Source organism: Photorhabdus antumapuensis, assembly GCF_020387775.1.
Lineage (GTDB): Bacteria > Pseudomonadota > Gammaproteobacteria > Enterobacterales > Enterobacteriaceae > Photorhabdus > Photorhabdus antumapuensis.
This window is the reverse complement of the sequence record NZ_JAHZMK010000070.1, coordinates 1-25,312: the sequence shown is the minus strand read 5'-3', so window position 1 is coordinate 25,312 and position 25,312 is coordinate 1. Positions and strand designations below refer to the sequence as shown.

The 25,312-nt window shown below is 43.1% G+C and carries 43 protein-coding genes; 5 read left to right on the top strand and 38 right to left on the bottom strand.

Features of this window, described 5'->3' with window-relative positions:
• The first annotated feature begins 205 nt into the window (after window positions 1-205).
• Complete coding sequence (locus KZ793_RS21320) at window positions 206-751, top strand: gamma carbonic anhydrase family protein (protein ID WP_225817119.1); 546 nt, start codon at window positions 206-208, stop codon at window positions 749-751.
• Here KZ793_RS21320 and KZ793_RS21315 read toward each other — a convergent pair.
• The 5 genes from KZ793_RS21315 to dprA form a co-directional block, all read right to left on the bottom strand.
• A complete protein-coding gene (locus tag KZ793_RS21315) occupies window positions 727-990 on the bottom strand; it encodes a DUF1488 family protein (RefSeq protein WP_225817118.1) in 264 nt (87 codons plus the stop codon). The two genes, KZ793_RS21320 and KZ793_RS21315, sit on opposite strands and share 25 nt — an antisense overlap.
• The gene (gene aroE, locus KZ793_RS21310) at window positions 987-1,805 is read right to left on the bottom strand and encodes a shikimate dehydrogenase (RefSeq protein WP_225817117.1); all 819 of its coding nucleotides are present in this window, start codon (window positions 1,803-1,805) and stop codon (window positions 987-989) included. Before aroE ends, KZ793_RS21315 begins: the two co-directional genes overlap by 4 nt.
• Window positions 1,806-1,817: 12 nt before the next feature.
• The gene (gene tsaC / locus KZ793_RS21305; protein WP_225817116.1) at window positions 1,818-2,387 is read right to left on the bottom strand and encodes an L-threonylcarbamoyladenylate synthase type 1 TsaC; all 570 of its coding nucleotides are present in this window, start codon (window positions 2,385-2,387) and stop codon (window positions 1,818-1,820) included.
• Window positions 2,388-2,400: 13 nt separating this feature from the next.
• A complete protein-coding gene (locus KZ793_RS21300; protein ID WP_225817120.1) occupies window positions 2,401-2,940 on the bottom strand; it encodes a topoisomerase DNA-binding C4 zinc finger domain-containing protein in 540 nt (179 codons plus the stop codon).
• A 64-nt stretch (window positions 2,941-3,004) separates the two neighbouring features.
• Window positions 3,005-4,090, bottom strand: a complete 1,086-nt coding sequence (gene dprA, locus KZ793_RS21295) for a DNA-protecting protein DprA (protein WP_225817115.1) — start codon at window positions 4,088-4,090, stop codon at window positions 3,005-3,007.
• Between the two features lie 133 nt (window positions 4,091-4,223).
• Between dprA and def the strand changes: the two genes are divergently transcribed.
• The 4 genes from def (at window position 4,224) to trkA (ending at window position 8,501) form a co-directional block, all read left to right on the top strand.
• Window positions 4,224-4,736, top strand: coding sequence for a peptide deformylase (gene def / locus KZ793_RS21290; protein ID WP_225817114.1), 513 nt, complete (start codon window positions 4,224-4,226; stop codon window positions 4,734-4,736).
• A 24-nt stretch (window positions 4,737-4,760) separates the two neighbouring features.
• Window positions 4,761-5,708 (top strand): methionyl-tRNA formyltransferase, encoded by a 948-nt coding sequence (gene fmt / locus KZ793_RS21285; protein ID WP_225817113.1) that lies wholly within the window; start codon window positions 4,761-4,763, stop codon window positions 5,706-5,708.
• A 70-nt stretch (window positions 5,709-5,778) separates the two neighbouring features.
• Window positions 5,779-7,068 (top strand): 16S rRNA (cytosine(967)-C(5))-methyltransferase RsmB, encoded by a 1,290-nt coding sequence (gene rsmB / locus KZ793_RS21280; RefSeq protein WP_225817112.1) that lies wholly within the window; start codon window positions 5,779-5,781, stop codon window positions 7,066-7,068.
• A gap of 56 nt (window positions 7,069-7,124) precedes the next feature.
• Window positions 7,125-8,501, top strand: coding sequence for a Trk system potassium transporter TrkA (gene trkA / locus KZ793_RS21275; RefSeq protein WP_118987773.1), 1,377 nt, complete (start codon window positions 7,125-7,127; stop codon window positions 8,499-8,501).
• Between the two features lie 337 nt (window positions 8,502-8,838).
• On the opposite strand, the gene KZ793_RS21270 is transcribed toward trkA, so the two are convergent.
• The 33 genes from KZ793_RS21270 to KZ793_RS21110 all read right to left on the bottom strand — a co-directional run.
• On the bottom strand, window positions 8,839-9,039 hold the full coding sequence (locus KZ793_RS21270) for an alternative ribosome-rescue factor A (RefSeq protein WP_118987772.1): 201 nt from the start codon (window positions 9,037-9,039) through the stop codon (window positions 8,839-8,841).
• A 79-nt stretch (window positions 9,040-9,118) separates the two neighbouring features.
• A complete protein-coding gene (gene zntR / locus KZ793_RS21265; RefSeq protein ID WP_118987771.1) occupies window positions 9,119-9,535 on the bottom strand; it encodes a Zn(2+)-responsive transcriptional regulator in 417 nt (138 codons plus the stop codon).
• A 133-nt stretch (window positions 9,536-9,668) separates the two neighbouring features.
• On the bottom strand, window positions 9,669-10,061 hold the full coding sequence (rplQ, locus tag KZ793_RS21260) for a 50S ribosomal protein L17 (RefSeq protein ID WP_011148771.1): 393 nt from the start codon (window positions 10,059-10,061) through the stop codon (window positions 9,669-9,671).
• A gap of 40 nt (window positions 10,062-10,101) precedes the next feature.
• Window positions 10,102-11,091 carry a DNA-directed RNA polymerase subunit alpha gene (locus tag KZ793_RS21255; protein WP_011148772.1) on the bottom strand — a complete coding sequence of 330 codons (990 nt, stop codon included), beginning with the start codon at window positions 11,089-11,091 and terminating at the stop codon, window positions 10,102-10,104.
• A 25-nt stretch (window positions 11,092-11,116) separates the two neighbouring features.
• Window positions 11,117-11,737 (bottom strand): 30S ribosomal protein S4, encoded by a 621-nt coding sequence (rpsD, locus tag KZ793_RS21250; protein ID WP_011148773.1) that lies wholly within the window; start codon window positions 11,735-11,737, stop codon window positions 11,117-11,119.
• A gap of 37 nt (window positions 11,738-11,774) precedes the next feature.
• Window positions 11,775-12,164, bottom strand: a complete 390-nt coding sequence (rpsK, locus tag KZ793_RS21245; protein ID WP_002919257.1) for a 30S ribosomal protein S11 — start codon at window positions 12,162-12,164, stop codon at window positions 11,775-11,777.
• 15 nt (window positions 12,165-12,179) lie between these two features.
• Window positions 12,180-12,536 (bottom strand): 30S ribosomal protein S13, encoded by a 357-nt coding sequence (gene rpsM, locus KZ793_RS21240; protein ID WP_011148774.1) that lies wholly within the window; start codon window positions 12,534-12,536, stop codon window positions 12,180-12,182.
• Window positions 12,537-12,686: 150 nt separating this feature from the next.
• A complete protein-coding gene (gene rpmJ, locus KZ793_RS21235; protein ID WP_012768118.1) occupies window positions 12,687-12,803 on the bottom strand; it encodes a 50S ribosomal protein L36 in 117 nt (38 codons plus the stop codon).
• Window positions 12,804-12,835: 32 nt separating this feature from the next.
• Window positions 12,836-14,167 (bottom strand): preprotein translocase subunit SecY, encoded by a 1,332-nt coding sequence (gene secY / locus KZ793_RS21230; RefSeq protein ID WP_011148775.1) that lies wholly within the window; start codon window positions 14,165-14,167, stop codon window positions 12,836-12,838.
• A gap of 7 nt (window positions 14,168-14,174) precedes the next feature.
• Window positions 14,175-14,609, bottom strand: coding sequence for a 50S ribosomal protein L15 (rplO, locus tag KZ793_RS21225; RefSeq protein WP_118987769.1), 435 nt, complete (start codon window positions 14,607-14,609; stop codon window positions 14,175-14,177).
• 3 nt (window positions 14,610-14,612) lie between these two features.
• Window positions 14,613-14,792: a 50S ribosomal protein L30 gene (rpmD, locus tag KZ793_RS21220; RefSeq protein WP_011148777.1), complete on the bottom strand. Its 180-nt coding sequence runs from the start codon at window positions 14,790-14,792 to the stop codon at window positions 14,613-14,615.
• Between the two features lie 5 nt (window positions 14,793-14,797).
• Window positions 14,798-15,298, bottom strand: coding sequence for a 30S ribosomal protein S5 (rpsE, locus tag KZ793_RS21215; RefSeq protein WP_118987768.1), 501 nt, complete (start codon window positions 15,296-15,298; stop codon window positions 14,798-14,800).
• 14 nt (window positions 15,299-15,312) lie between these two features.
• Window positions 15,313-15,666 carry a 50S ribosomal protein L18 gene (gene rplR / locus KZ793_RS21210; protein ID WP_046974408.1) on the bottom strand — a complete coding sequence of 118 codons (354 nt, stop codon included), beginning with the start codon at window positions 15,664-15,666 and terminating at the stop codon, window positions 15,313-15,315.
• Between the two features lie 9 nt (window positions 15,667-15,675).
• A complete protein-coding gene (rplF, locus tag KZ793_RS21205; RefSeq protein WP_225817111.1) occupies window positions 15,676-16,209 on the bottom strand; it encodes a 50S ribosomal protein L6 in 534 nt (177 codons plus the stop codon).
• Between the two features lie 14 nt (window positions 16,210-16,223).
• On the bottom strand, window positions 16,224-16,616 hold the full coding sequence (gene rpsH / locus KZ793_RS21200) for a 30S ribosomal protein S8 (RefSeq protein ID WP_011148781.1): 393 nt from the start codon (window positions 16,614-16,616) through the stop codon (window positions 16,224-16,226).
• Window positions 16,617-16,649: 33 nt separating this feature from the next.
• Complete coding sequence (rpsN, locus tag KZ793_RS21195) at window positions 16,650-16,955, bottom strand: 30S ribosomal protein S14 (RefSeq protein ID WP_225817110.1); 306 nt, start codon at window positions 16,953-16,955, stop codon at window positions 16,650-16,652.
• A 12-nt stretch (window positions 16,956-16,967) separates the two neighbouring features.
• A complete protein-coding gene (rplE, locus tag KZ793_RS21190) occupies window positions 16,968-17,507 on the bottom strand; it encodes a 50S ribosomal protein L5 (RefSeq protein WP_225817109.1) in 540 nt (179 codons plus the stop codon).
• A gap of 14 nt (window positions 17,508-17,521) precedes the next feature.
• Window positions 17,522-17,836 (bottom strand): 50S ribosomal protein L24, encoded by a 315-nt coding sequence (gene rplX / locus KZ793_RS21185; RefSeq protein WP_118987764.1) that lies wholly within the window; start codon window positions 17,834-17,836, stop codon window positions 17,522-17,524.
• Window positions 17,837-17,846: 10 nt separating this feature from the next.
• The gene (gene rplN / locus KZ793_RS21180) at window positions 17,847-18,218 is read right to left on the bottom strand and encodes a 50S ribosomal protein L14 (protein WP_011148785.1); all 372 of its coding nucleotides are present in this window, start codon (window positions 18,216-18,218) and stop codon (window positions 17,847-17,849) included.
• A 179-nt stretch (window positions 18,219-18,397) separates the two neighbouring features.
• Window positions 18,398-18,652, bottom strand: coding sequence for a 30S ribosomal protein S17 (gene rpsQ / locus KZ793_RS21175; protein ID WP_011148786.1), 255 nt, complete (start codon window positions 18,650-18,652; stop codon window positions 18,398-18,400).
• The gene (gene rpmC, locus KZ793_RS21170) at window positions 18,652-18,843 is read right to left on the bottom strand and encodes a 50S ribosomal protein L29 (protein WP_225817108.1); all 192 of its coding nucleotides are present in this window, start codon (window positions 18,841-18,843) and stop codon (window positions 18,652-18,654) included. Before rpmC ends, rpsQ begins: the two co-directional genes overlap by 1 nt.
• Window positions 18,843-19,253, bottom strand: coding sequence for a 50S ribosomal protein L16 (rplP, locus tag KZ793_RS21165; RefSeq protein WP_011148788.1), 411 nt, complete (start codon window positions 19,251-19,253; stop codon window positions 18,843-18,845). The genes rpmC and rplP overlap by 1 nt, the downstream gene beginning before the upstream one ends.
• Window positions 19,254-19,265: 12 nt before the next feature.
• The gene (gene rpsC, locus KZ793_RS21160) at window positions 19,266-19,967 is read right to left on the bottom strand and encodes a 30S ribosomal protein S3 (RefSeq protein ID WP_112879442.1); all 702 of its coding nucleotides are present in this window, start codon (window positions 19,965-19,967) and stop codon (window positions 19,266-19,268) included.
• A gap of 17 nt (window positions 19,968-19,984) precedes the next feature.
• Window positions 19,985-20,317 (bottom strand): 50S ribosomal protein L22, encoded by a 333-nt coding sequence (rplV, locus tag KZ793_RS21155; RefSeq protein ID WP_011148790.1) that lies wholly within the window; start codon window positions 20,315-20,317, stop codon window positions 19,985-19,987.
• Window positions 20,318-20,331: 14 nt separating this feature from the next.
• Complete coding sequence (gene rpsS, locus KZ793_RS21150) at window positions 20,332-20,610, bottom strand: 30S ribosomal protein S19 (RefSeq protein WP_011148791.1); 279 nt, start codon at window positions 20,608-20,610, stop codon at window positions 20,332-20,334.
• A gap of 14 nt (window positions 20,611-20,624) precedes the next feature.
• Window positions 20,625-21,449 (bottom strand): 50S ribosomal protein L2, encoded by an 825-nt coding sequence (gene rplB / locus KZ793_RS21145; RefSeq protein WP_225817107.1) that lies wholly within the window; start codon window positions 21,447-21,449, stop codon window positions 20,625-20,627.
• A 19-nt stretch (window positions 21,450-21,468) separates the two neighbouring features.
• Entirely contained in the window at window positions 21,469-21,771 is a 303-nt protein-coding gene (rplW, locus tag KZ793_RS21140) for a 50S ribosomal protein L23 (protein ID WP_021322796.1), read from the bottom strand.
• The gene (gene rplD / locus KZ793_RS21135) at window positions 21,768-22,373 is read right to left on the bottom strand and encodes a 50S ribosomal protein L4 (protein WP_225817106.1); all 606 of its coding nucleotides are present in this window, start codon (window positions 22,371-22,373) and stop codon (window positions 21,768-21,770) included. Before rplD ends, rplW begins: the two co-directional genes overlap by 4 nt.
• A 16-nt stretch (window positions 22,374-22,389) precedes the next feature.
• Window positions 22,390-23,019, bottom strand: a complete 630-nt coding sequence (rplC, locus tag KZ793_RS21130) for a 50S ribosomal protein L3 (RefSeq protein WP_225817105.1) — start codon at window positions 23,017-23,019, stop codon at window positions 22,390-22,392.
• A 32-nt stretch (window positions 23,020-23,051) separates the two neighbouring features.
• Complete coding sequence (rpsJ, locus tag KZ793_RS21125) at window positions 23,052-23,363, bottom strand: 30S ribosomal protein S10 (RefSeq protein ID WP_001181005.1); 312 nt, start codon at window positions 23,361-23,363, stop codon at window positions 23,052-23,054.
• A 302-nt stretch (window positions 23,364-23,665) separates the two neighbouring features.
• Window positions 23,666-24,142: a bacterioferritin gene (gene bfr, locus KZ793_RS21120; RefSeq protein WP_118987759.1), complete on the bottom strand. Its 477-nt coding sequence runs from the start codon at window positions 24,140-24,142 to the stop codon at window positions 23,666-23,668.
• A gap of 76 nt (window positions 24,143-24,218) precedes the next feature.
• Window positions 24,219-24,413 (bottom strand): bacterioferritin-associated ferredoxin, encoded by a 195-nt coding sequence (bfd, locus tag KZ793_RS21115; protein WP_046393852.1) that lies wholly within the window; start codon window positions 24,411-24,413, stop codon window positions 24,219-24,221.
• Between the two features lie 750 nt (window positions 24,414-25,163).
• On the bottom strand, window positions 25,164-25,312 hold a 149-nt coding region (locus KZ793_RS21110; protein ID WP_450091402.1), incomplete at its 5' end, for an EF-Tu C-terminal domain-related protein.

Below are 25,312 nucleotides of genomic sequence, written 5' to 3'. Positions count from 1 at the left end.
TCAGTGGTGGCGCATTATAGGGAGCTCAGATTTTTATACAATACTTTTTTTCACATTTATCACCAACAGGCGAATCCTTGTTCTTTTTGAATAAAATTTCAACCGACATAGCCCAATTCAGCAAGTTTCTTTCATTGCATACTGGTATTTTCCTCACTAAAATCTTATTTAAAGTAAATCTCCATTTTTTCATCAGAGGTTATACATGTCCGAAACGTTACGCAGTTACCTTGATATTCAGCCCAAAGTTGGTCAGAACGTTATGCTAGATTCATCTAGTGTAATCATTGGTGATGTTAGACTTGCTGATGATGTCAGTATATGGCCTTTAGTTGTCATCCGTGGGGACGTTAATTATGTATCTATTGGTGCACGTACTAACATTCAAGATGGCTCTATATTACATGTGACACACAAAACAACAGACAATCCTGATGGTTTTCCTTTAATTGTGGGGAATGATGTCACTATCGGGCATAAAGTTATACTTCATGGCTGCACTATCGGTAATCAAGTACTCATCGGTATGGGCTCCATTCTACTTGATGGTTCAGTGATTAAAGATAACGTTATTCTTGGTGCAGGCAGCCTAGTAGCCCCAGGCAAGATATTAGAAAGTGGGTATCTTTATATTGGCATCCCTGCCCGCCAGGTCAGAAAACTAAAACCTGAAGAATTAAAAGGGCTATGTTATTCAGCAAGCCATTACGTTAGCTTGAAAAATAATTATTTGCAGGAAGATAATATGTAACGTCCCAAATGATCATCATCCTCGTTATTAATTACTAATTCGAATTCCTCTTCTATATCCCAACGATTTTGTCGAAAAAGACTTAGTGGATGATGATCTTCCGTCCCGTAACGGTATAAAAGCTCCTTTGCACTTATAACACATTGAACCAATAATCCATTTACCAGTGCGGGAAAAATGACTATCTGCTCTTGCTCGCTCCACTCTTCTCTATCAGGAAATTGGATAGATTGATTCACGAACGTAACTCCTGTTCCAATGTTAACAGTACAGACGCAATTTCTGGCAATACACCATGCCATAATTCGAATGAATAGGCAGCTTGCCCCACTAACATCCCTAGCCCATCAGCATAACGAGAAACACCATGTTTCTTGGCAAAGGAAATAAAGGGCGTCAAATTAGCCTGGTAAAACATATCATAACAGACACAATTTTCATTAAATATGAATGGAGAGATAGTAGGAATCTCACAATGAATACCAGATGCAGTTGCATTGATAATAAGATCAAACTCAGGACTATTAAGTGTTTTCATCTCAACAGGCCGAACATTGCCTATTGACGAAAAATCATTAGCAACCTGGATAGCGCGACTAAACGTACGGTTTGTAATTGTAATTTCACAACCAAATTCTAATAATGGAAATAAAACACCTCTGGCAGCGCCACCAGCTCCAATGATTAAAATATGTTGCCCTTGGGTAATAAACTCAAGTCGTATCAAATCTGTTAATAACCCTATACCATCCGTATTATCACCAAGAAATTGATTATTATCCAGTAATTTCAAAGTATTAACTGCACCGCTAAGTCTTGCCCGTTCAGTCAACTCATTTGCCCGAACAAAGGCCTGCTCTTTAAATGGCACAGTGATATTGGCTCCTATACCTCCCTGTTTAAGAAATATATCCAATGCCTCTTGAAATTTACTTATCGGCACCAGAATTTTCCCATAACGATGCTCAATACCTGTCTGTCCAGCAAATAACCGATGGATACGCGGAGATTTACTATGCGCAACAGGATTACCAAAGACAGCAAATTGATCCATATTTATCTCCCCCTACCCCTGACGATAAAGCTCACCAGTTAAAGCATCCCGAATTTCTGAAGGATTTTTCCGACCTCCAACATCTCCGTTTAATATAGGAAGCTTATCTCCAAACTGTTGTCTAACTTCTTCTGCTGTTCTGCATGGTTCAAGGCCATTCAAATTTGCACTGGTCGACACCAACGGTTTCCCATAAAAAGTACATAACTGTTTCACCAAAGGATGATCACTAACTCTGACAGCCAAGGTAGTGAATTGCCCAGTCAACCACTTAAATGTTCTGAATTTAGCAGGGATCACCCAGGTTACAGGCCCTGGCCAACAAGCAAACATAGCTTTTTTTTGTTCTTCTGTTAGCAATTTATCATCAAGATATGGTTGTAATTGTTCATAATTATCTGCGATAAGAATCAACCCTTTCTGCCAAGGACGTTTCTTTAATATAAGCAGTTCATTTACTGCTTTTTCACTATCAGGATCACATCCAAGTCCAAAAACAGCTTCAGTCGGATAGGCAATCACTTTTTCTGCTTTTAATGCAGTTAACACATTCCCAAATGCAGGTGATGCTTCATTGCTCATTTTATTACTCTGCTTAATTTATTTGCTGTTTTCCACACAACTTACTGGCACAAAATAACTTTACACCTTGCGATGTACGTTTTTCTACCAGCAACGAATAAGAACAAAAATCACATTTACCCGCAATTGGCTTATTATTTAATACAAACTGGCAATTAGGGTAACGGTTACACGCATGGAAAATTTTTCCGAAACGTGATTTCCTTTGGAGTAGTTGTCCTTGTTTGCATTGTGGACAGGCTATTAACGTCTCATCCGGTTTATCAATTAGTTCTGTATGTTCGCATTCAGGATAACGACTACAGCCAATGAACATTCCATAACGTCCTTGGCACAAAATCAAATTGACTCCACACGCGGGACATAGCTGCCCTTCAAGTTCTTTTACCACATGTCCATCACTTTGACCTTTTAATGGACAAATATATTGACATGATGGATAACCAGAACATCCAAGAAATAGGCCATGGATACCATTACGCATAACCAACACAGAACCACATTCAGGGCAATATTCAGTTTCATTAGTGGAGAAAGGAACCATTTTTGCCATACTATTTTCACTCAAAAACTCATTCTCATATAATGTTGAACAGGACTCTGAAAATTCAGTTAATTTAACTCACTCGCACATAACCACCAGCAACCACAGTCACCTTACCCAGTAATTCCAGCTCAAGGAGCTTTGTCATGACCTCAGTTATAGGTAATGAAGAACGCTGAGCAATAATATCAACAGGTGTTATTTCAGCGCCTACGTTAACTAGCACATCCGTAAATGGCAACTCAGTTTGCTCAAACTGCGGTTTTACTTCTTCCTCCGTTCTTTCCATATTCAACCATTGTAATGAACTGTAAACATGTTCCACAATATCCATTGCATTTGTAGCTAAGTATGCACCTTGTTTTATTAACCAGTGATTCCCTTCGCTCACTGAACTCCCCAAAAGCCCTGGTAATGCAAATACATCTCTTCCTTGTTCAAGGGCACAGCGAGCAGTAATTAACGAGCCACTATTTTGGCTTGCTTCTACAACAATCACTGCTGAGCTTAATCCACTGATAATCCGATTTCTTTTAGGAAAGTTTTTTGCGCGTGGAGGAGTATCCGGAAAAAACTCCGAAACAAGAGCACCATTCTCCTCGATTTGCTTTGCTAATGATCCGTGTCTATAAGGATAAATCTGACCAAGCCCACTACCTAATACAGCTACTGTTTTACCTCCACTATTCAATGCAGCTCGGTGACAAATACCATCAATACCGATAGCTAAACCACTAGCAATAACTAACTCATATCCAACCAATTCACTTGCAAAAATTCCTCCCCATTTCTCACCATAATAGCTTGCTGTCCTGCTCCCTACCATCGCCACCTGCTTCTTTAAAAGGATATCTGGTTTTCCTGACACAAAAAGCACAAGCGGAGGGGTATGTATCTGCTTTAATAGAGGTGGATACGAAGGGTGAGAATATGTCAATAAATGGTGCTCTGGCTGTTCCAGCCACTTAAGGCATGAAGCTAGTAAGGTTTTATTTACTTTAGTAAATTGCAGACATTGTTCTGGCGATAATCCACTATCTTTCAGCACAGTAAGATAACGATTCCCGGAATGTAATAATTTTTCTGCAACATTTGCTGCTCTCTCTGTTGCCAAATGAGAAATCATCTTCATTCGCAACCATACTTCCATAGCTTCCATGTTGTCATCCTAGCTAAGATTGACGGATAAAACTAAACTGCTCAATTAGCAATCGATACTGTCAATCTAAACGGGAAATGTCTAGAATAGACATAGAATACCATTAACATTTTGGACGCAGATCTAAACATATATGTCAGTATTACAAGTATTACATTACCCAGACGAGCGGCTTCGCACCATTGCAACGCCTGTTGAAACAGTTGATGCAGAGATTCGACGTATCATTGATGATATGTTTGAAACTATGTATGCAGAAGAAGGTATTGGTTTGGCAGCAACCCAAGTTGATATTCATCAGCGTATTGTTGTTATTGACGTATCAGAAACACGTAATGAGCGTCTCGTTCTGATCAACCCAGAATTACTGGAAAAAAGTGGTGAAACTGGGATCGAAGAGGGCTGTTTGTCTATTCCTGAACAACGGGCACTGGTGCCACGAGCCGAAAAAGTCAAAATCAAAGCTCTAGATTACAATGGCCAACCATTTGAATTACAAGCTGATGGCTTACTAGCAATTTGTATTCAGCACGAGATGGACCATTTAATTGGTAAACTTTTTGTGGATTACTTATCTCCACTGAAACGCCAACGTATACGCCAGAAAGTAGAAAAACTAGATAAACAAAAAACCCGAACCAAGTAAATTATATTAATACAGGAAATAAACGTGTCTGATTCTTTACGTATTGTTTTTGCCGGAACACCTGATTTTGCAGCACGCCATCTAGAGGCTTTGTTAATGTCTCAGCATCAGGTGGTTGGCGTTCTAACTCAACCAGATAGACCGGCAGGAAGAGGTAAAAAACTGACACCCAGTCCTGTAAAGGTACTGGCAGAAGAACGTAACATCACCGTTTTTCAGCCAGCTACTTTACGCTCAGAAGAAAACCAACAATGGATTCTAAAACAACAACCTGATGTCCTCATCGTTGTTGCCTATGGATTGATCCTTCCCAAGACTGTTTTAAATATTCCAGAATTAGGTTGCCTAAACGTACATGGCTCCCTACTACCACGTTGGCGAGGTGCAGCACCCATTCAACGCTCACTCTGGGCTGGTGATACAGAAACAGGCGTAACGATAATGCAAATGGATATAGGTCTTGATACTGGCAACATGCTATATAAAGCAAGCTGCCCTATTACACCTGAGGACACCAGTGCCAGTTTATACGAAAAACTGGCCAATATTGGGCCAGATGCGTTACTCAAAACATTATCATTAATAACATCAGGTAAAAGTCAACCTGAAACTCAAAACGAAAATTTGGTTACCTACGCTGAAAAACTAAGCAAAGAAGAAGCCCGTATAAATTGGGAACTATCTGCAACTCACCTTGAACGTTGTATTCGCGCATTTAATCCCTGGCCCATGAGCTTTTTCGAGATGGAAGGACAGCCTATTAAAGTTTGGAAAGCAGAAGCCATTGAAGAACAAACTTCGGTAGAGCCAGGAACTGTATTAAAAGCAGACAAAGACGGTATTTATATTGCTACTGCTGATGGAATTCTGAACATTACACAATTACAACCTGCAGGTAAAAAAGCAATGTCAACAGCAAATCTACTTAATTCTAAACGTGAATGGTTTACTCCAGGCAATAAAATCAGTTGAATACTATTTTATGCTGTAAGCTTTCCTACAAACTTTCTCTTAATGCTGGCTTTTGTCAGCTTTTTTAACTATGAAAAACACATATAATCTGCGAAGTATCACTGCGAAAGCAATCAATCAAGTTCTGGATCAAGGACAGTCTCTCAGTACAGTCTTACCCAAACTGCAACAAAATATAACTGATAAAGACAAACCCTTGTTACAGGAATTATCTTTCGGAGTGTTACGCGTATTACCACAGCTAGAGTGGATAATAGGTCAACTAATGGCAAAACCATTAAAAGGTAAACAACGTATTCTTCATTACCTGCTTATGGTTGGGATATACCAACTTGCCTATACTCGTATTCCAGCCCATGCCGCACTTGCTGAAACAGTAAACGGAGCCGTAACTCTGAAATATCCTCAGCTAAAAGGATTGATTAATGGTGTCCTTCGCCAGTTTCAGAGGCAGCAACTGCAATTAATGGAGCGTTCACAAAACAGTCCCAGCAATCACTTACATCCTAAATGGTTATTAGCTAAAATCCAAAAAGCCTATCCGCAACAATGGCAGCAACTTATTGAAAATAACAATAATAAACCACCTATGTGGTTGAGAGTTAATCGAATATACCATAGTCGAAATGAATATCTTTCTCTTCTTCATAAAGCCGGAATTGATGCGGAACCAGCTATCGAATTACCTTCTGCTATCCGCATAATTTCCCCTTGCCCTGTAACAATATTACCTGGATTTGGCAAAGGTTGGGTCACTGTCCAAGATGTATCCGCACAAGAATGTGTCGAGTTACTAAAACCCATTAATGGAGAGAAAATTCTCGATCTTTGTGCAGCACCAGGAGGGAAAACAACACATATCCTCGAAATAGCACCAGAATCTCAAGTAGTAGCGGTAGATATTGATGAGCAAAGAATCAAACGAGTAAAAGAAAATCTCCAACGCCTTAATTGCCACGCTACAGTAAAAACCGGTGATGGACGCCACCCTGAACATTGGGCAGAGAACCAGCAATTCGACCGTATTCTTTTGGATGCACCATGTTCAGCAACAGGAGTAATCCGTCGCCATCCTGATATCAAGTGGTTACGCCGCGAGGAAGATATTGCTCAATTAGTTCAATTACAATCTGAGATTCTTGATGCAATCTGGCCATACTTAAAGAAAAGCGGAACACTAGTATATGCAACCTGTTCTATTCTACCAGATGAAAATTGCCAGCAAATCAGCTCGTTTTTAAAACGCCACTCAGATGCAAAACTCGCGGGAACAGAGACAAATGATTGTCTGGGAAAACAAATAATACCTGAGTTAAATGGTGGTGATGGTTTCTTCTACGCTCGATTAACTAAACAGTAATATATCTCTACAATTTATAGAGATAATTATTTATTTGCAATAAGTTAGAGAATACTATGAAAATAATTATTCTTGGTGCTGGCCAAGTTGGCGGTACATTAGCTGAAAATCTAGTAGGTGAAAATAACGATATCACCATAGTCGATACTGATCCCAACCGTCTACACCAACTACAGGATAAATTCGATCTCAGAGTAATCAATGGTCATGGTTCTTACCCCAGAGTATTAAGAGAAGCTGGTGCTGAAGATGCTGATATGTTAGTTGCTGTAACTAATTCTGACGAAACTAATATGATTGCATGCCAAATTGCTTATTCCTTATTCAACACCCCAAATAAAGTTGCGCGAATACGCGCAGCAGAATATATTCGTGAAGCAGATAAACTTTTTCTACCTAATGATATTCCTATTGATTATCTTATTTCACCAGAACAACTTGTCATAGATTATATTTATAAACTAATTCAATATCCGGGTGCCTTACAAGTCGTTAACTTTGCCGAAGGCCGAGTAAGTATTGTTGCAGTAAAAGCTTATTATGGAGGCTCACTTGTAGGAAATGCACTTTCCTCACTTCGTGAGCACATGCCACACATTAATACCAGAGTTGCAGCAATATTCCGTCAGGATCGACCAATAAGGCCACAAGGTTCTACAATTATTGAAGCCGGTGACGAAGTTTTCTTTGTAGCTGCATCACAACATATTCGTGCTGTAATGAGTGAGCTTCAACGTTTAGAAAAACCCTACAAGCGTATTATGATTGTAGGTGGTGGTAATGTAGGTGCCGGTCTTGCACTACGTCTCGAAAAAGATTACAGAGTTAAATTAATTGAACGAAACCAGCAAAGAGCCACAGAACTAGCCGAATTATTACACGACACCATTGTTTTCTATGGGGATGCCTCCGATCAAGAGTTATTAGCTGAAGAACATGTAGAACAAGTAGATGTATTTATTGCTCTAACCAACGATGACGAGGCAAATATCATGTCTGCAATGCTTGCCAAACGCATGGGTGCCAAAAAGGCGATGGTTCTCATTCAACGTAGTGCATATGTTGATTTAGTACAAGGTGGTGTCATTGATATTGCAATCTCCCCACAACAAGCGACGATTTCCGCTCTGCTAAGTCATGTTCGCAAAGCAGATATTGTAAGCGTTTCCTCATTACGTCGTGGAGTAGCCGAAGCTATCGAAGCGATTGCTCATGGAGATGAAAATACGTCAAAGGTTGTTGGCCAAGCTGTAGGTGATATTAAATTGCCACCAGGCACTACAATTGGTGCAATAGCTCGCGGTGACGAAGTCATTATTGCTAGTGATTACAGTGTGATCGAACAAGGAGATCATGTAATTATGTTTATTACAGATAAGAAATTTGTCCCCGAAGTAGAAAAACTATTCCAGCCAAGCCCTTTTTTCCTTTAAAAGCCAAAGAAATCATTATGTATCAGTCATATAATTCGAACACAATAACTAATACAACTCGGTATGTTTTAATTAGAAGAGTGTGATGAGGCTTTTAAATCAGTTTATGAATTTACTATGAAAGGTAATTTTGCCAATTTAGCTGCTGACATCAGCATCGATATGATTTTAACAGAACACCGTATCATCATTCGTTATTTTTCTACACAATGAAACTAATAAACAGATAATTTAGTAAAAGGAAATTGAAGTTATATCAGATACCCCCCAATTACTGAAACAAAATTATTATTAGAAATTCGTAGGTTACTGAAAAGTAGGAAATAGACCTATTAAACTAAAAGACCAGTAGTAAAGAATCTAATGACCCCTTACCACTGGTCTCCCAGCTACTTACTTTGCTATGTTTTTCTTTCCTCTGGTAACTTCCTTTTCCTTTTTTATTTTTTTCAACTCGTTGTTTAAATAGTGGATCACTCAATAGAGCTTCTAAAGCATTATCCTTTATTACACCTTTATTATGGTGATATGTAATCATCATATGCCTCTATTATATTAATTTATCTGAAAACATAGCAATTGTACTCCCTGAATTTTCAATAATAAAGAAAAATTACTTATTTCTTATTCAAAGCACCTTGTTCTAAAGTCTCAAGAATAGAACAATAAGTACTTATATGAGAACTACCACAGCAAGCATCACTCAACATCTTAAGTGAATCACGCATTTTTCGCATTTCAAGAAGTTTTTCCTCCACTTCCATTAACCTAGAATCTACAATTTGCTTTGACTCTTCACAAGTATGATGAGCTGGATCTACACGAATAGACAATAATTCTGTAATAGCTTCCAACGTAAACCCCAATTGCTTAGCGTAGCGTATAAACCGAAGGCGCTGTAGATCTTGCTCTGTATAAAGTCTATACCCTCCTTCGGTACGGTTCTGATGTTCCATCATTCCTTGTTTTTCATAGAAACGCACAGTATCAGGAGTTACATTCGCTAATTTAGCCAGTTGGCCAATACGATACATCTTTATATCTCCTACAATAGATAACATTGTTTGAGATATCAGCATAGCAGGATGAAAAAAATAAGTTAGAGATTTATATATGCAAGCGTAAAAAAACCGGGATAAACCCGGTTCTTTTATATGCCCCTACAGATTACTCCGCAGTCGCAACTTCTGTTTGAGGCTCAGTAGCACGGTCAACAAGCTCGATGTATGCCATCGGAGCATTGTCACCAGCACGGAAGCCACACTTAAGAATACGAGTGTAACCACCTGCGCGGCTCGCAAAACGCGGGCCCAGCTCATTAAACAGTTTTGCCACGATTTCGTTATCACGAGTACGGGCGAATGCCAGACGACGATTAGCTACACTGTCGATCTTGGCAAGAGTAATCAGCGGCTCAACGACGCGACGCAGTTCTTTCGCTTTAGGCAGAGTCGTCTTGATGATTTCATGACGGACCAAAGAACCTGCCATGTTGCGGAACATAGCTTGGCGATGGCTGCTGTTGCGGTTCAATTGACGACCACTCTTACGATGGCGCATGACCTTATCCTTCTCAGTAAAACCTTAACCTGTGATCTAGTTATTCATCAGCAATACTTGCTGGTGGCCAGTTTTCTAAGCGCATGCCCAGAGATAAGCCACGTGAAGCCAGTACGTCTTTGATCTCTGTAAGAGATTTTTTACCCAGGTTAGGTGTCTTAAGTAACTCAACCTCGGTACGCTGTACCAAATCACCGATGTAGTGGATAGCTTCTGCCTTAAGACAGTTAGCAGAGCGGACAGTCAATTCCAGATCGTCAACAGGGCGCAGCAGGATCGGATCAAACTCTGGCTTCTCCTCTTTTACTTCTGGCTGACGTACATCACGTAAATCAACAAAAGCTTCCAGCTGTTCAGCCAAAATAGTAGCTGCACGGCGAATCGCCTCTTCAGGATCGATTGTACCGTTAGTTTCCATCTCGATAACCAACTTGTCCAAATCGGTACGTTGTTCTACACGCGCTGCTTCAACATTGTAGGCAATACGCTCTACTGGGCTATAACAAGCGTCTACTAACAAACGACCAATAGGGCGCTCATCTTCTTCCGAATGAATCCGGGCAGAAGCCGGCACATAACCTCGACCACGCTGAACTTTAATGCGCATGCTTATAGAAGCAGTTTCGTCAGTCAGGTGGCAGATTACATGTTGCGGCTTGACGATTTCGACATCTCCGTCGTGGATAATGTCGGCTGCAGTCACAGGGCCAATGCCAGACTTATTCAAGGTAAGAATAACTTCATCTTTTCCCTGAACTCTTACCGCCAGCCCTTTCAGGTTGAGGAGAATCTCCAGGATATCTTCCTGTACACCTTCTTTGGTGCTGTACTCATGCAGTACACCATCAATCTCAACCTCAGTCACCGCACAACCCGGCATAGACGAAAGCAGAATACGGCGCAGTGCGTTACCAAGAGTATGGCCAAAGCCACGCTCTAATGGCTCAAGGGTCACCTTGGCGTGCGTCGAACTGACTTGCTCGATATCAACCAGGCGCGGTTTTAGAAACTCTGTCACAGAACCCTGCATTGTGTCCTCTCTTTGGTGCTAAGCTTTACTTAGAGTAAAGCTCGACGATCAGGTGTTCGTTGATGTCAGCAGACAGATCGGCACGTTCTGGAATACGTTTGAACACACCTTCCATCTTCACAGCATCAACCTCCAACCAAGTTGGTTTCTCACGCTGCTCAGCCAGCTCTAAAGCCGCCTTGATACGAGACTGCTTTTTCGATTTTTCGCGAACGCTGACTACGTCATTCGGGGATACCTGATAAGAAGCGATGTTAACAACGCGGCCATTTACCATGATAGCCTTATGGCTTACCATTTGGCGTGATTCAGCACGAGTCGCCCCGAAACCCATACGGTAAACAACGTTATCTAGACGACCTTCCAGCAAACTCAGCAGGTTTTCACCTGTGTTGCCTTTCAGACGAGTTGCTTCTTTATAATAGTTACGGAATTGACGTTCTAGAACACCGTAAATACGACGAACTTTTTGTTTCTCACGTAACTGCACACCGTAGTCAGACAGACGCGGTTTACGTGCGCCATGCTGCCCAGGTGCTTGTTCTAATTTACACTTGGTGTCAATCGCGCGAACGCCAGACTTCAGGAATAGATCTGTACCCTCGCGACGGCTCAGCTTGAGCTTAGGACCCAAATATCTTGCCATTTTCTTTCTCCAATCGAACCTAAAAAAGTAAACGCTATTAAACGCGACGTTTTTTAGGTGGACGACAACCGTTATGAGGGATCGGAGTCACATCAGTAATGTTAGTAATGCGGAAACCTGCCGCATTTAACGCTCGAATAGTTGACTCGCGGCCAGGACCAGGTCCTTTAACCATAACTTCCAGGTTCTTAATTCCGTATTCTTTCACTGCTTCGGCACAGCGCTCTGCTGCAACCTGAGCTGCAAACGGAGTAGATTTACGAGAACCGCGGAAACCAGAACCACCGGCAGTTGCCCAACCCAAGGCGTTACCCTGGCGGTCAGTAATGGTCACGATGGTGTTGTTGAAAGAAGCATGGATATGAGCCACACCGTCAGAGACTTGCTTTCTTACACGCTTACGTGCACGAATAGGTGCTTTTGCCATTATACAATACCCCGATTATTTCTTGATCGGCTTACGTGGACCCTTACGGGTACGTGCATTGGTCTTAGTACGCTGGCCGCGAACAGGTAGACCACGACGGTGACGTAAACCACGATAAGTACCAAGATCCATCAGACGTTTGATGCTCAGGGTTACTTCACGACGCAAATCGCCTTCTACAACGTATTTGGCAACTTCGTCACGCAGCTTATCAATTTGCTCTTCAGACAGCTCGCTGATCTTAACATGTTCAGCAATACCCGCCGCAGCGCAAATGGCTTGGGAGCGAGTTTTACCAATTCCGTAGATCGATGTTAAAGCAATCACGGTATGTTTCTGATCAGGAATGTTAATGCCTGCTATACGGGCCACTATGCACTCCTAAATTATTTATTTACCGCAACACCATTCTGAAAAGCCCGTTTTCAGGATACTCAAACAATGTTGCTGTGGTATAAAAAAGATTGGCTGGCTAATTTAGCCAGCTCAAACCGACTTTGCAAGAAAAATATGCTATTATTATTAGCCTTGGCGTTGTTTATGCTTAGGCTCTGCACTACAAATCACGCGAACGATACCGTTACGCTTAACGATTTTACAGTTGCGACATAATTTCTTGACGGAAGCACGAACTTTCATTTTTACTCTCCGTAACTTCTCAAGCAAACCAATTAACGGTTATAACCTTTAAGATTTGCCTTCTTCAATGCAGACTCATACTGACTTGACATCATTAGAGTTTGCACTTGAGCCATAAAGTCCATGATGACTACAACTACAATAAGTAGCGAAGTACCGCCAAAATAAAATGGCACCTTCATCGCGTCACGCATGAACTCCGGGATTAAGCAGATAAAAGTAATATACATCGCACCAACTAAAGTTAGACGTGTCATTACTTTATCAATGTACTTGGCTGTTTGCTCTCCCGGACGAATTCCTGGTACAAATGCACCGGACTTCTTCAGGTTATCTGCTGTTTCTCTCGGGTTGAAAACCAACGCGGTATAGAAAAAACAGAAGAAGATGATTGCAGACGCGTAGAGTAACACATAAAGCGGTTGTCCAGGCTGCAAGTACATTGAAATAGTAGTCAGCCAGTTCCAACCGGTTCCTCCCCCAAACCAGGAAGCTATGGTACCAGGGAACAGAATAATGCTGGAAGCAAAAATTGCAGGGATAACCCCGGCCATATTCACTTTCAACGGTAAATGTGTGCTCTGTGCAGCATAAACTCGGCGACCCTGTTGACGTTTTGCATAGTTAACAACGATACGTCGTTGACCACGCTCCATGAAAACAACGAAGAAAGTTACTGCAAATACTAACACTGCAACCAACAGCAACAGGAGGAAGTGCAGATCGCCTTGCCGAGCTTGCTCAATGGTATGGCCAATGGCCGGCGGCAAACCCGCAACAATACCAGCAAAGATTATGATAGAGATACCGTTTCCAATACCGCGCTCAGTAATCTGCTCACCCAACCACATTAGGAACATAGTCCCAGTAACTAGGCTCACAACAGCCGTGAAGTAGAAAGCAAACCCTGGATTGATCACCAGCCCTTGCATTCCTGGCATATTCGGCAAACCAGTAGCAATACCGATTGACTGGAATATAGCCAGCACTAAAGTACCATAGCGAGTATACTGGCTAATCTTACGACGACCAGCTTCCCCTTCCTTCTTAATCTCTGCCAACGTTGGATGAACCACCGTCAACAACTGAATAATAATAGACGCAGAAATATACGGCATTATCCCCAGTGCAAAGATAGAAGCACGACTTAAAGCACCACCAGAGAACATATTAAACATTTCAATGATGGTGCCCCTTTGCTGTTCGAGCAATTTGGCAAGCACAGTGGCATCAATACCAGGAATAGGAATAAAAGAACCAATACGGAAAACAATTAACGCGCCGATAACAAACAACAGCCTACGTTTCAGCTCGCCCAGTCCACCTTTAGCACTTTGAAAATCTAATCCTGGTTGTTTAGCCATCTGTTACTTATTCCTCAATTTTACCGCCAGCAGCTTCAATTGCAGCACGAGCGCCCTTAGTAACACGCAGGCCACGCACAGTTACTGCACGATTGATTTCGCCAGAAAGAATAACTTTCGCAAACTCAATTTGAATGCCAACAATGTTAGCTGCTTTCAATGCATTCAGATCGATAATATCGCCTTCAACGGCAGCAAAATCAGACAAACGAACTTCTGCTGTAACCATCGCCTTGCGTGAAGTAAAGCCAAATTTTGGCAAACGACGGTACAAAGGCATCTGACCACCTTCAAAACCGCGACGTACGCCACCACCAGAACGAGACTTCTGACCCTTGTGACCACGGCCACCGGTTTTACCCAGGCCAGAACCAATACCACGACCTACACGTTTAGGCGCATGCTTGGAACCATCAGCCGGAGACAGAGTATTTAAGCGCATCTGTTACTCCTCAACTTTAACCATATAGGAAACCAAGTTGATCATACCACGTATAGCAGGAGTATCTTCACGCTCTACTGTATGACCGATACGGCGCAGACCTAAACCAACCAAAGTTGCCTTATGTTTAGGCAGACGGCCGATTGAACTGCGAATCTGTGTTACTTTAATAGTCTTAGCCATGGCCATTACCCCAGAATTTCTTCGACGGATTTACCACGCTTAGCTGCGACCATTTCTGGAGACTTCATGCTGTCTAAAGCATCCAGAGTTGCACGAACCACATTAATAGGGTTGGTGGAACCATAGGTTTTAGCCAGTACGTTACGAACACCAGCCACCTCCAAAACAGCACGCATAGCACCGCCTGCGATGATACCAGTACCTTCGTGAGCAGGCTGCATGAACACACGGGAACCAGTGTGTGCACCTTTTACTGGGTGATACAAAGTGCCGCTGTTCAGTGCGACGGTTTTCATACTGCGACGGGCTTTTTCCATCGCTTTCTGGATTGCTGCTGGAACTTCGCGTGCTTTGCCATAGCCAAAACCAACGCGACCATTACCATCACCTACAACAGTCAGTGCGGTAAAGCTGAAAATCCGGCCACCTTTTACGGTTTTAGATACGCGATTTACCGCAATCAGCTTTTCCTGCAGTTCGCCAGCTTGTTTTTCGATGTGAGCCATCTTACACCTCTACCTTAGAACTGAAGGCCAGCTTCACGGGCAGCATCTGCCAGTGCCTGGACTCGACCATGATATTGGAAACCAGAGCGGTCAAAAGATACATCTTTAATACCTTTTTCCAATGCGCGTTCAGCAATTGCCTTACCAACTACTGCTGCTGCTTCTTTATTTCCAGTGTATTTCAGTTGCTCATTGATAGCTTTTTCTGTAGTAGAAGCTGCCACCAAAGTTTCAGAACCGTTTGGTGCGATAACCTGCGCATAAATATGGCGAGGGGTACGATGTACCACCAGGCGAGTTGCACCCAGTTCCTGGAGCTTGCGGCGTGCGCGGGTCGCACGACGGATACGAGCTGCTTTCTTATCCATAGTGTTACCTTACTTCTTCTTAGCCTCTTTGATACGCACGACTTCGTCGGCGTAACGAACACCTTTACCTTTATAAGGCTCAGGACGACGATAGGCACGCAGTTCTGCCGCAATCTGACCGATTACCTGCTTATCAGCACCTCTCAGTACGATTTCAGTTTGTGACGGACATTCTGCAGTAATGCCTACTGGCAGTTCGTGGTCAACTGGATGTGAGAAGCCCAGAGACATGTTAACAACATTGCCTTTGACTGCTGCACGATAACCAACACCTACCAGTTGAAGCTTCTTAGTGAAACCTTCGGTAACACCAATAACCATGGCATTCAGCAAAGAACGAGTCGTACCCGCCTGTGCCCAACCATCAACATAACCATCGCGTGGAGCGAAGGTTAGTTGGTTATCTGCATGATTAACCTCAACTGCGCTGTGGATTGTACGACTCAGCTCGCCGTTTTTACCCTTAATCGAAATAACCTGACCGTTGAGTTTTACCTCTACGCCGGCAGGAATGACGACGGGTGCTTTTGCAACACGAGACATTCTTTCCTCCCGAATTAAGCTACGTAGCAGAGAATCTCGCCACCAAGACCAGCTTGGCGAGCTGCACGATCAGTCATTACACCTTTAGAGGTAGAAACAACAGCGATACCCAAACCAGCCATAACTTGTGGTAGCTCATCTTTTTTCTTATAGATGCGCAGACTTGGTCGGCTTACACGCTGAATACTTTCTACAACAGCCTTGCCTTGGAAGTATTTCAGTACTAATTCCAGCTCTGGCTTGGTGTCGCCTTCAATTTTATAATCTTCAATATAACCTTCTTCCTTCAGCACCTTGGCAATTGCCACTTTCAGCTTGGAGGAAGGCATGGTGACCGCAACTTTATTCGCGGCCTGACCGTTACGGATACGGGTCAGCATATCCGCGATGGGATCTTGCATGCTCATCTGTCTTTACTCCCGTGATTCAATTGGTGACAATTACCAGCTAGCCTTTTTAAGGCCCGGAATTTCACCGCGCATGGCGGCTTCACGGACTTTAATACGGCTCAACCCAAACTTCCGCAAGAACGCATGCGGACGACCAGTTTGGCGGCAGCGGTTACGCTGACGAGAAGGGCTGGAATCACGTGGCAGTGTTTGCAGCTTAAGAACAGCATTCCAACGCTCTTCATCAGATGCATTCACATCAGAAATGACAGCTTTCAATTCTACACGTTTAGTGAAGAATTTTTCAGCTAATTTCGCACGTTTTACATCACGTGCTCTCATTGATTGCTTAGCCATGAATACCCTGCCTTACTTGCGGAACGGGAAGTTAAAAGCAGCCAACAGTGCGCGGCCTTCATCATCAGATTTCGCAGTTGTGGTGATAGTAATATCCAGACCACGAACACGATCCACTTTATCGTAATCGATTTCAGGGAAGATGATTTGCTCACGTACACCCATGCTGTAATTGCCACGACCATCAAATGACTTAGCAGATAAACCACGGAAGTCACGAATACGAGGTACAGCAATAGAAATCAGGCGCTCAAGAAACTCCCACATACGTTCACCACGCAGGGTCACTTTACAGCCGATTGGATAGCCCTGACGGATTTTGAAGCCTGCAACTGATTTGCGCGCTTTGGTGATCAATGGTTTTTGACCAGAGATTGCTGTCAGATCCGCTGCTGCATTATCCAGCAGTTTCTTATCAGCAATTGCTTCACCAACACCCATGTTCAGGGTGATCTTCTCGACCCGAGGGACTTGCATGACAGAATTGTAGCCAAACTGAGTCATCAGTTTTTGGACTACCTCGTCTTTGTAGTAATCATGCAGTTTCGCCATCGTATTACTCCAAATTACTTGATAGTTTCGCTGTTAGATTTAAAGAAACGAACTTTTTTTCCGTCTTCAAATCTAAAACCTACACGGTCAGCCTTACCGGTTGCCGCATTGAAGATCGCAACGTTTGAAACTTGGATTGCAGCTTCTTTTTCAACGATGCCACCTGGCTGGTTCAGAGCCGGAACAGGCTTCTGATGCTTTTTAACCAAGTTGATACCTTCAACAAGGACTTTCCCAGTAGAAAGAACCTGTTTTACTTTACCGCGCTTACCTTTATCTTTTCCAGTCAACACGATAACTTCGTCATCACGACGGATTTTCGCTGCCATTGTCCGCTCCTTAGAGTACTTCTGGTGCCAGGGAGATAATTTTCATGAACTTTTCATTACGAAGTTCACGAGTTACCGGCCCAAAAATACGCGTACCGATAACTTGCTCACTTGTGTTGTTTAACAACACGCAAGCATTGCCATCGAAGCGAATGACAGAACCGTCAGGGCGACGAACACCCTTCCTGGTGCGCACCACTACCGCTTTCAGGACATCACCTTTTTTCACTTTACCACGAGGAATTGCTTCCTTGATGGTGACTTTTATGATGTCGCCGACGTGTGCATAGCGACGGTGCGAGCCACCCAGAACCTTGATACACATTACGCGACGTGCACCGGAGTTGTCGGCCACGTTCAGCATAGTCTGTTCTTGGATCATTTTAGTGCTCCGCTAAATGTCAACTACTACTGAGCCCACTTCACTACTATAATTTAATATGAAGAGGCCGTTCAGATACCCCATATCATGAGGGCGCGGCATTATAACACCACATCTCAGATATAGATAGAAAAAATAAACGGCCCATCGCGTGAGCCGTTTACTCTATTCGAGCCAGCTTACAGAATCGCTTTCTCTACAACGCGAACTAAAGTCCAAGATTTAGTTTTGGACAGTGGGCGAGTTTCGCGGATTTCCACCACATCACCGATGCCACATTCATTGTTCTCGTCATGTACATGCAGTTTAGTCGTACGTTTGATGAATTTACCATATAGAGGATGTTTCACCTTACGCTCAATAGCAACAACAATAGATTTCTCCATTTTGTCGCTTACAACACGACCTTGCAGAGTACGGATTTTATCGGTCATTACCCACCCGCCTTCTCAGTCAATAAAGTCTTAACGCGTGCGATATTACGACGCACTTGTTTCAACAGATGAGACTGTTGTAGCTGGCCACTTGCAGCCTGCATGCGCAAGTTAAATTGTTCACGCAGCAAATTCAGCAGCTCAGTGTTCAGCTCTTCAACGCTTTTTTCGCGCAGCTCTTGTGCTTTCATTACATCACCGTCTTAGTTACAAAGGTGGTCTTGATAGGCAGTTTCGCTGCTGCCAGCTTGAATGCTTCACGAGCCAGCTCTTCAGGCACACCGTCCATTTCATAAAGGACTTTACCAGGCTGGATCAAGGCAACCCAATATTCTACGTTACCTTTACCTTTACCCATACGCACTTCGAGTGGCTTTTCAGTGATAGGTTTGTCTGGGAATACACGTATCCAGATTTTACCTTGACGTTTAATTGCACGGGTCATAGCACGACGTGCCGCTTCAATCTGACGTGCCGTCAGACGGCCACGGCCCACAGCTTTCAGACCGAAAGTGCCGAAGCTAACATCCGCACCTGCTGCCAGGCCACGGTTACGGCCTTTGTGCATTTTACGGAATTTCGTACGCTTTGGTTGTAACATCAGCGACTCTCCTTACTTGCGGCCTTTACGCTGCTGCTTTTTAGGTTGAGCAGCCGGTTTTTCCGCCTGTTCAACAGCAGCCATACCACCCAAGATCTCACCTTTAAAGATCCATACCTTAACACCGAGTACACCATAAGTGGTGTGCGCTTCTGAAGTGTTGTAGTCGATATCTGCACGCAATGTGTGCAACGGTACACGACCTTCACGATACCATTCAGTACGCGCGATTTCAGCACCGCCTAAACGGCCACTGACTTCCACTTTAATGCCTTTAGCGCCCAGACGCATCGCATTCTGGACTGCACGCTTCATAGCACGACGGAACATAACACGACGTTCCAGCTGTGAAGTAATACTGTCAGCAACCAGTTTCGCGTCCAGTTCAGGCTTACGTACTTCAGAGATATTAATTTGCGCAGGAACACCAGCGATTTCCGCTACAGTTTTACGCAGTTTTTCTACGTCTTCACCTTTCTTACCGATTACGATCCCTGGGCGAGCAGTGTGAATAGTTACACGAATACTTTTAGCAGGACGTTCAATAACAATGCGTGAAATAGACGCTTTTGCCAGTTCTTTCTTCAAGTACTGGCGAACTTTAAAATCGCTGTCTAGGTTGTCAGCGAATTCTTTAGTATTCGCATACCAAGTAGAGTTCCAAGGTTTGACAATACCCAGGCGAATACCATTAGGATGTACTTTCTGACCCATTGCTAGTCTCCAGAGTCTCAGCGATCGGACACAACCACAGTAATGTGGCTGCTGCGCTTCAGGATGCGATCTGCACGACCTTTTGCACGAGGCATAATACGCTTCATGGTCGGGCCTTCGTCTACGAAAATCTTCGTGACCTTCAGATCATCAATGTCAGCACCATCGTTGTGTTCTGCATTAGCAATAGCAGACTCAAGTACTTTCTTCACTAAACCAGCAGCTTTCTTATTGGTATAGGTCAGAGTTTCCAGAGCTTGCGACACTTTCTTACCGCGAATCAGGTCAGCTACAAGGCGAACCTTCTGAGCAGAAGAACGAGCGTGGCGATGTTTAGCGATAGTTTCCATCTCTTCCTCCTACCTTAGCGCTTTTTAGCCTTTTTATCGGCCGCATGGCCGCGATAAGTACGGGTCGGCGCGAATTCACCTAGTTTATGACCAACCATTTCGTCGGAAACAAAAACTGGTACATGCTGACGACCATTATGGACAGCGATGGTCAAACCGATCATGTTAGGAAAGATCGTTGAACGACGGGACCAAGTCTTAATAGGCTTTTTGTCTCCGCTTTCCACCGCTTTCTCTACCTTCTTCAGCAAGTGCAGGTCAATAAATGGACCTTTCTTGAGAGAACGTGGCATGGTTTATCCTCTAATTATTTTTTAGTACGGCGACGTACGATGAACTGATCAGTACGTTTATTACTACGGGTCTTCTTACCTTTAGTTTGAACACCCCAAGGAGTTACAGGATGTTTACCAAAGTTACGACCTTCACCACCACCATGTGGGTGATCTACCGGGTTCATCGCCGTACCACGAACGGTAGGACGAATACCACGCCAGCGACTTGCACCAGCTTTACCCAGAACGCGTAGCATATGTTCTGCATTACCAACCTCACCTAAAGTGGCGCGGCAGTCAGACAGAACTTTACGCATTTCACCAGAACGCAGACGCAAAGTTACATAAGAACCATCACGGGCAACGATCTGAACGTATGCACCAGCGGAACGAGCCAACTGACCACCTTTACCCGGTTTCATTTCTACGTTATGTACGGTAGAACCAACAGGGATATTGCGCATTGGCAATGCGTTACCAGTTTTGATAGCTGCGTCAGCACCAGATTGGATCTGATCACCAGCTTTCAGCCCCTTAGGTGCAAGGATATAACGACGTTCACCATCTTTATACAAAATCAAGGCGATATTTGCTGAACGATTTGGATCATATTCCAAGCGCTCAACTACAGCAGGGATACCATCTTTATTACGTTTAAAGTCAATCAAACGATAGTGCTGCTTGTGGCCACCACCAATGTGACGAGTGGTAATACGGCCATTGTTGTTACGACCACCGGTTTTGCTGCTTTTTTCCAGCAATGGAGCATAAGGTTTACCCTTATGCAGCTCAGGGTTAACCACTTTGACAACGTGGCGACGGCCCGGAGACGTAGGTTTACATTTAACAATTGCCATTGTTCTTTACTCCTCCGACTTACTCTGCACCACCGATGAAGTCCATATTCTGGCCTTCCTTCAGTGTGACGTAAGCTTTTTTCCAGTCGCTACGACGACCAATACGCTGACCGTGGCGTTTAGTTTTGCCTTTTACCAGCAAAGTGTTAACACCTTCAACTTCGACTTCAAACAGTTTCTGCACAGCAGCTTTGATTTCTGCTTTAGTCGCGTCTTTCGCAACTTTGAGAACGATGGTATTGCTTTTCTCCATCGCTGTAGAAGCTTTTTCAGATACATGCGGTGCGCGCAGTACTTTCAGCAGACGTTCTTCACGGATCATGCCAGCATCTCCTCAACTTGCTTCACAGCATCAGCAGTCATAACCACTTTATCGAAGGCGATCAAGCTAACTGGATCAATACCAGCTACATCACGAACATCAACCTTGTACAGGTTGCGAGCTGCTAAGAACAAATTCTCATCAACTTCATTAGTGATAATCAGCACATCTTCCAGAACCATCTCTTTCAGTTTCTGAACCAGAAGCTTGGTTTTAGGGGCTTCTACAGAAAACTTCTCGACAACGATCAAACGATCTTGACGTACCAATTCAGACAGGATGCTTTTTAAAGCACCACGGTACATTTTCTTATTAACTTTTTGACTGTGGTCCTGTGGCTTAGCTGCAAAAGTTACGCCACCAGAGCGCCAAATTGGGCTCTTAATAGAACCAGAGCGTGCACGGCCAGTGCCTTTCTGACGCCATGGTTTTTTACCTGAACCAGAAACTTCAGCACGGGTCTTCTGAGCACGAGTACCTTGACGTGCACCAGCTGCGTAAGCAACAACTACTTGATGCACAAGCGCTTCATTGAAATCACGCCCGAAGGTAGTTTCGGAAACAGTCAGCGCGCCTTGCGCGTCTTTCATTACCAATTCCATTCCTATCTCCTCGACGTTACGCCTTGACAGCCGGTTTTACGATCAGGTTGCCACCAGTTGAACCTGGAACAGCACCTTTGACCAGCAGCAGGTTGCGCTCAGCGTCAACACGTACTACATCCAAGCTTTGAACAGTTACACGCTCATTGCCCAGTTGGCCTGCCATTTTCTTGCCTTTAAATACCTTGCCCGGAGTTTGGTTCTGACCGATAGAACCCGGAACACGGTGAGACAAAGAGTTACCGTGGCTAGCATCTTGGGTACGGAAGTTCCAGCGCTTAACAGTACCAGCAAAACCTTTACCTTTAGATGTACCAGTAACGTCGACTTTCTTAACGTCAGCGAAAATTTCAACGCTAATGCTTTGACCTACAGCATATTCTTCGTCTTCAGACAGACGGAATTCACGCAGGATACGGCCAGCTTCAACGCCAGCTTTAGCGAAATGACCTGCTTCAGGTTTGTTTACACGGTTAGCTTTTTTGCTACCAGTAGTGACCTGAATTGCACGATAACCGTCGCTACCCAGATCTTTAACCTGAGTAACACGGTTATCTTCAATTTCGATAACAGTTACAGGGATTGAAACTCCATCTTCAGTGAAGATACGAGTCATACCCACTTTTTTACCGACTAAACCAATCATTGTTTCAACCTCTCAATCGTTCAATGACCTGATTAACCCAGGCTGATCTGCACGTCTACACCGGCAGCCAGATCCAGACGCATCAGAGCATCAACGGTTTTCTCGGTTGGCTCAACGATGTCAACCAGACGCTTATGAGTGCGAATTTCGTACTGATCACGCGCATCTTTATTAACATGCGGAGAAATCAGAACGGTAAAACGCTCTTTACGAGTCGGCAGCGGGATCGGACCACGAACCTGCGCACCAGTACGCTTAGCGGTCTCGACAATTTCCGCAGTTGATTGATCGATCAAACGATGATCAAATGCTTTCAGGCGAATACGGATTCTTTGGTTCTGCATGAGACCAGAGCTCCAACTATTTTATAAACGTAAATAACTACTCCTCGAGCCCATTTCGATTGATGGGAGAGTGTAATCGTTCAATATATAACCCCCATATCGGGAGTATTTTAAATGGAAGCAAAAAAATGCTGCGCATTTACTGGCTAACAAACCAGACTTACACGTAAGTAAGACCGCGTATTATACGCAAATCAATTGACAAAGCAAGATACAGATGAAGATCTGTCCGGAGTAAAATTAAAGGAACATGAAACAAGATGCCCTAACTTAACAGATAGGGCATTTTTCCGTAATTATAACTACTCTCCTTCGAGAATCTGAGCTTGAGTGTAATTTTGAATCCCCATACGTTCAATTAATTCAAATTGAGTTTCTAACCAATCAATGTGCTCTTCTTCTTCATCTAGGATATCGATCATCAAATCACGGCTAACATAATCATGAATCGAATCAGCATAAGCAATCGCTTCTTTCAAATCTTTAGCCCCTTGCAATTCGAGCTGCAAGTCAGATTTGAGCATTTCTTCGATATCTTCTCCGATGTTAAGTTTTCCTAAATCCTGCAAATTAGGAATCCCTTCAAGAAAAAGGATACGTTCAATGTACCTATCGGCGTGCTTCATTTCATCGATAGATTCATGATATTCCTTATCATTAAGGCGGGTAAGGCCCCAGTTTTTAAACATCCGGGCATGCAGAAAATACTGATTAATTGCAACAAGCTCATTTCCAAGAAGTTTGTTCAAATGAGCAATCATTTTTTTATCGCCTTTCATAGTTCACTCCTCCGCTTCCAGTACTTAAAGTGTAGTACCTATTCAGCAGAGTAGTAGTAAACTTACTTCTTTTTTATCAAGCAACGTTATCTATCTTGGGCAGCTGTGCAATCTCCTCATTAATTAGCTCTCTGGCTTGGCGTATGCATTTGCCACAATCACGGCCTACAGGCACAATACGTTTTAGTTCTCTAATAGAGTGAATATGATGTTGACGCACCGCATTACGTATTGTTTTGTCACTCACCGCATTACATAGGCAGACATACATAAATAACACTCTCTGGTACACATTATAGAGCATATTAAATAATAATGAGTCTCATTTCAATAATCATTCGCATTTTAATTTTCTGATTCAGGTTCTCCCAAATATCCTTTTAACTTTGTCAAATAAAGGTAGTTCTCTCATGTCTATAACACTTTGGCTAGGAAGGCTTTTATCTCTATCAGTGGCTTTCTTAAACTTATTCCATCCTAAAACTATCTCCTACATCAGCAATTTGTTCCAGAACTGATAGCTAGACAGAGCAACCCGCTTAAGACATTACGGGGTATAGAATTCACATATTTAGTTGTACGAAAACGAGCATGCTATACCGTAACCTTTTCGGTGGTATCCCCTCTTGCCGTTAGAGCATACCAACAGAGGCAGAACAAGCATGGATTAGATATTACTACCTGTATGTAAAAGAAAATATGACTTATCTAAGTTTGAAGACAAATGTTTATTTGGAAAAATCACGGCTTATCACCGATGTATTCTATAGATGAATGATGTATATATTATCCTGATAGAGCAACCAAATAACTCCCCTAGGAAAAAGTGCTCAAAATCAAAAACTTAAAATACGAAGAGATAACCCAACAGTGTAGTTCATACAGGGAATGGAATTTAAGGAAGGGTGGATATCAATTAAAATACTCACTAACAGACACCTAATGTAGCACACCAGGTGTCTGTTCTAAAACAAGCCAGAATGCAAACCTATTCTAGAGTTAGGTACTTAATTATTAGCTATTAAGCAATAACTTTAGCAACAACACCAGCACCTACTGTACGGCCACCTTCACGGATTGCGAAGCGCAGACCCTGGTCCATCGCGATTGGTGCAATCAGGGTAACAATCATCTGAATGTTATCACCTGGCATCACCATTTCCACGCCTT